General features: G+C 71.8%; 2 protein-coding genes and 1 pseudogene. 2 read left to right on the top strand and 1 reads right to left on the bottom strand.

Going from position 1 to position 3,171, the window contains the following annotated elements:
• Positions 1 to 820: pseudogene (locus CA984_RS43265) on the bottom strand (mechanosensitive ion channel family protein); the annotation flags it as partial.
• 154 nt (positions 821 to 974) lie between these two features.
• Between CA984_RS43265 and CA984_RS43270 the strand changes: the two are divergent.
• Positions 975 to 1,250, top strand: coding sequence for a hypothetical protein (locus CA984_RS43270; RefSeq protein ID WP_086579070.1), 276 nt, complete (start codon positions 975 to 977; stop codon positions 1,248 to 1,250).
• 11 nt (positions 1,251 to 1,261) lie between these two features.
• Positions 1,262 to 3,082: a glutamine--fructose-6-phosphate transaminase (isomerizing) gene (glmS, locus tag CA984_RS43275; RefSeq protein ID WP_086579071.1), complete on the top strand. Its 1,821-nt coding sequence runs from the start codon at positions 1,262 to 1,264 to the stop codon at positions 3,080 to 3,082.
• Positions 3,083 to 3,171: the final 89 nt, after the last annotated feature.

Raw genomic sequence — 3,171 nt, forward strand, 5'->3', positions numbered from 1 at the left:
GGGCCGGGATCGCGGGCAGGACCACCCGCTCGCCGTCGTCGGTCACGCGCGCGGCGCCGGTGCGGATCGTCGCGTAGACCTCGTCGGCGAAGGACGTCGCCGCGCCGGAGTCCGTCGTGCCCGGATAGCGGGCCACCGCGCCGTACCACCGCGCCGGGTCGGCGCCCGGCCGCTCGCCGATACGCCGCTGGTGGTCGGCGAGCAGCGCCGCCCCGCCCCGGATGTTGGCCGCCGGGTCCCGGCGCAGCCGCCCGAGGGCGATCCCGGTCAGCTCCGCCGCGCGGTGCAGGGTGTCCTCGGGCGGGGCCGCGGTGGGGTCCGGGACCACAGGCGGGTGCGGCCGGCTCTCGTCGCCGCGCGGGTCCTCCCCGCCGTGACGGTGGCGACCCGGATCGATCCGGCCGTCGACCAGGTGCATGGGGCCGTAGCCCGCCGAGACGCTGGGCAGCCCGTCGTTGGCGTCCCAGCGGGACTCCAGGTAGGAGACCGCGAGGAGTACGCTCTCCGGCACGCCGTACGTCCGGGCCGCCCGCGCGAAGGCCGCCTGCCTGCTCTCCGGCATCGCGTACGGCCCGCCGGGAGCCGTCTGCCCGCTCTCCGGTGTTCCGTACGGCCCGCCGGGAGCCGCCTGCCTGCTCTCCGGCATCGCGTACGGCCCGCCGGGGGCCGCCTGCCCGTTTCCCGGCGTCCCGTACGGCCGGGCCGTCCGGGTGGGGGGCGCCTGCCCGTTCTCCGTCCGCCCGCCGCCCGGCGCCGTGGTGGTGGGCGGGGCCAGAGCGGCGACGAGGGCGACGACGGCGATTCCCGGCAGACGGCGCATGGTGGTCCCTCCCGACCGGACGACTACTCAGAGTTATGTCCGATTGCCGACTGTCTCACGGCTGGAGGTGCTTGGGGCCGACTGGGGCAATCCTTGCCCGAAATCGGGCAGAAAACTTGGTGAAGGCCGTCGATGGTGCGTATGGTCCTGCTCTGTGTCCACGGCATGGCATCCGCATGAGGATCTGATTACCCACCTGACCCGGACGAGCGCGCTCGGCCCGGGCGAGGCGGCGCGGGTGGTGGCGGACGTGCTGGCCTACTTCTCCGAGCCCGTCGAGGAGTTCGTCCGGCGGCGTCACGCCGAACTCAGGGCCAGGGGACTGGTCAACGACGAGATCTTCCCCCGGATCGCCGCCGAGATCCCGTCCCGCCGTGTCGCGGCACCTGAACTCTCCCTGCGCCAGCTGCGCCGGATCGTCTACGGGTAAGGAGCGGTTAGATGTGCGGAATCGTGGCTTATGTAGGGCCCAAGGATGCGGCGCCGATCCTGCTGGAGGGCCTGCAGCGCCTTGAGTACCGGGGCTACGACTCGGCCGGCGTGGTGATCTCCAACAAGGGCCTGAAGATGCGCAAGGTCAAGGGCCGGGTGGCCGACCTGGCGGCGGCCGTGCCGGCCCGGTTCAAGGGTGGGCTGGGCATCGGGCACACCCGGTGGGCCACCCACGGGGCGCCCAGCGACGTCAACGCCCACCCCCACCTGTCCACCGACGAGCGCATCGCCGTCGTGCACAACGGCATCATCGAGAACGCCGACGAGCTGCGCGCCAAGCTGGAGGCCGACGGCGCGGTCTTCCTGTCCGAGACCGACACCGAGGTGCTGTCGCACCTGATCGCCCGCACCGTCGTGGAGGCCGACTCCCTGGAGGAGGCGGTACGGGCGGCGCTGAAGCGGATCGTGGGCACCTACGGCATCGCGGTGATCGACGCCCAGCGGCCCGGGGAGGTGGTGGTGGCCCGCAACGGCAGCCCGATCGTGCTGGGCATCGGCGAGAAGGAGATGTTCGCCGCCTCCGACGTGGCCGCGTTGGTCCGCTACACCCGCCAGGTGGTCCACCTGGAGGACGGCGAGCTGGCGGTTCTGAAGGCCGACGGGTTCCACACCTTCGCCAGTGACGCGCGCGAGACGGCCAAGGAGCCGCTGACCGTCGACTGGGACGCCGGGCACTACGACACCGGCGGCTACGAGCACTACCTGCTCAAGGAGATCTCCGAGCAGCCCGAGACCGTGGCCCGGACGCTGCGCGGCCGGCTGGACGACCGCTTTCACATCGCCCACCTGGGCGGCCTCAACATGGATGCGCGCGAGACCCGGTCGTTCCGCCGCGTGAAGATCATCGGCTGCGGCTCCGCCTACTACTCGGGGCAGATCGGCGCCCAGCTCATCGAGGAGCTGGCGCGGATCCCGGCCGACGCCGAGCCGGCCAGCGAGTTCCGCTACCGTAGCCCGGTCGTGGAGCCCGACACCCTCTACGTGGCGATCAGCCAGTCGGGGGAGACCTACGACACCCTCGCCGCCGTCCAGGAGCTCAAGCGCAAGGGCGGCCGGGTGCTCGGCATCGTCAACACCGTCGGCAGCGCCATCGCCCGCGAGTGCGACGGCGGTGTCTACCTGCACGCCGGCCCGGAGGTCTCGGTGGCGAGCACGAAGGCGTTCACCTCGACCGCGGTGGCCTTCGCGCTGCTGGCGCTGCACCTGGGCCGGGTGCGCGACCTGTCCCCGGCCGACGGCCGCCGCATCTGCGAGGGCCTGCGCAGGCTGCCCGGCCAGATCAAGGAGATCCTCGCGCTGGAGCCGCAGATCGAGGAGCTCGCGCGCAAGTACGCCCACTCGCCGAGCATGATGTTCGTCGGCCGGGTCCGGGGCTATCCGGTGGCGCGCGAGGGCGCGCAGAAGCTCAAGGAGATCTCCTATGTGCACGCCGAGGCCTACCCGGCCAGCGAGCTCAAGCACGGGCCGCTGGCGCTGATCGGCCCGGAGATGCCGACCGTGGCGATCGTCCCCGACGACGAGCTGCTGGACAAGAACCTCACCACGCTGGGCGAGATCCGCGCGCGCGGCGGCCGGGTGCTCATGGTCGGCCACCGTACGGCCGACCCCAAGCTGGCCGACGACTGCGTGGTGGTGCCCAGGAACGAGACGGAGCTGGACCCGATCCTGCTGTCGATCCCGCTTCAGCTCCTGGCCTACCACGCCGCCGTGGCGCTGGAGCGTGACGTGGACAAGCCTCGCAACCTGGCTAAGAGCGTCACCGTGGAGTAATCCCACCCTCGTCCCCCGATCCCCGTCGGATGACGGTAAGACCCCCCAATGTGTGACAGAAAGTAACGCGTCTATAACCTGGGGTATTG

The sequence above is a fragment of the Streptosporangium minutum genome (assembly GCF_002149035.1).
Classification (GTDB): Bacteria; Actinomycetota; Actinomycetes; order Streptosporangiales; family Streptosporangiaceae; genus Streptosporangium; species Streptosporangium minutum.